The 2139-nt window shown below is 69.8% G+C and carries 2 protein-coding genes; both read left to right on the forward strand.

The features are described from left to right. Positions 1 to 1699: sensor histidine kinase (locus AC5RUJ_RS15030; protein WP_494156116.1), on the forward strand; the 1699-nt coding region annotated here is incomplete at its 5' end. After that, a partial coding sequence (locus AC5RUJ_RS15035; protein ID WP_494156117.1) for a response regulator occupies positions 1692 to 2139 on the forward strand: 448 nt, incomplete at its 3' end. The genes AC5RUJ_RS15030 and AC5RUJ_RS15035, both read left to right, overlap by 8 nt.

Consider the following 2139-nt stretch of genomic DNA (forward strand, 5'->3'; position numbering starts at 1 on the left):
GGCGTCCGGCGACGTCCGCGCCGAGACCGCCGCGCTGGTCGATGCCGGGCCCGATCAGCTGTCCGCAAGGGCGCTGGAGAACGGACCGCTCCAAGCACTGGCCGAGGACGTCCGGCTCCGGACCGGAGCCCTGTTCGTTGTGATCACCGACGACACAGGCCTGCGGCTGGCCCACCCCAATCCGGCCGAGCTGGGCCGCATGGTCAGCACCGACCCATCGGAAGCACTGGCCGGCCGCGAGGTCACCGAACAGGAACAGGGCACGCTGGGGCATTCCGCGCGGGCCAAGGTTCCCGTGTACGCTCCCGGGTCCGCATCCGTGGTGGGCGAAGTCAGTGTGGGCTTCTCCAGCCAGGACGTGCTGCAGTCCCTGGCCCGGAGCATCCTGCCCATCGCGCTTACGACTGCCGGGGCTCTGGCGCTGGGGATGGCCGCTTCCCTGCTGCTGGGCCGCAGGCTCAAGCGCCTGACTCTCGGACTCGAACCGGAGGAGATCGCGGCGCTGGCCCAGGACCAGGAGGCGGTGCTTCGCGGCGTGGACGAGGGCGTCATCGGTGTTTCCGCGGACCGCAGGATCACCGTGTTCAACCGCGAGGCCAAACGGCTGCTGGGCTTTCCCATCGACGCGGACCTCGTCGGCCGGCCGCTGGCCGAGCTGGAGATCCCCGGCGCCGGGGCATCTGTGCTGCCCGATGCCTTGGCCGGGCTGCTGGACGCCGCCGATCCGCAATCGCCCACCGTGGAGCTGGTGGTTGGTTCCCGGGTGCTGATCCTATCCGCGCGCGAAGTCCAGGCCAGCCGCACCCCGGGCAGGCGCGGCTACCGTCCCGGAACGGGCACCGGCGCCGTAGTTCCGCGTGCACCCGAACTGGGCTGGGTGATCATGCTGCGCGACCGCACGGCCGTCCAGTCGCTGACCCGCCAGCTGGACGCCGTAGGCGCGTTGAGCACCGCGCTGCGGGCACAGCGGCACGAATTCGCCAACCGGCTGCACACCATTTCCGGCCTGCTCGCCACGGGGCACCCGGACCGCGCCCAGGAATACCTCACGTCCATCATGCAGACCGGACCGCTGAACTACCCGGCCGAACAGGCCGACCTGCTGCGGGACGCCTACCTGCAGGCTTTCATCGGAGCGAAGAGCATGGAGGCGGCCGAGCGCGGCGTGGTGCTCCGGGTCGGTCCCGAGACGCTGGTGCGCGGCCGGGTCACCGACCCGCAGGATGTCACCACGGTGATCGGGAATCTGGTGGACAACGCCGTCCGGGCCGCTGTGCTCGGGAGCAACCCGGACCGCTGGGTGGAAGTCGAGGTCATGGACGAGTTAACGGAAGACGGTGGAACGCTGCACCTGGTGGTGGCAGATTCAGGAGACGGGCTGTCCGGCCTCGCCGCCGACCACCCGGCCGCCGGAGAAGCGGCCGCCGGCATTGACCAGATCTTCGCCGAGGGCTACTCGACGGCAGACCCTTCGAGAGACCACCCATCGATCAAGACCGCGCCGCCGGACGACGTGTCGGGCCTGCCCGACATCCACGGCCAAGGCTTCGGGCTGTCGTTGAGCCGCCGGCTGGCTCGGCGCCGCGGCGGGGACGTCTGGGTGGCAGATCCAGGGCGCACGTTCGGGCCGGGAGCCGTATTCTGCGCGAGGCTGCCGGGCACGGTCGAACCTGTACCACCAGGAGGGAACCATGACTGATCTACAGGTGCTGATTGTCGACGACGATTTTCACGTGGGGCGCCTGCATGCCGGATACGTTGATTCCGTCCCCGGGTTCAGCGCGCTGGCGCCTGTCGGAAGCGCCGAGCAGGCGTTGCGCTCGGCTCACGGCCAGGCACCGGACCTGATGCTGCTGGATGTGTACCTTCCCGATGCGTTGGGACTGGACCTGCTGCGGAAAGTCGACGTGGACACGATCATGCTGACCGCCGCAGCTGACGCAGCGTCCATCCGCAAAGCACTGCGCCGCGGCGCGCTCGGCTACCTGATCAAGCCGTTCACGTCGGAGCAGCTGGCGAGAAAACTGCGTGCCTACGCGCGCTACCGCCGCCTCTTGGCTGAGCAGCCGGCCGTGGACCAAGATACGGTGGACCGCGCGCTGCACGCCCTGCACCCGGCCGAGGCCGCCGTGGCGGCCC

The sequence above is a fragment of the Arthrobacter sp. Y3223164 genome (genome assembly GCF_059091005.1).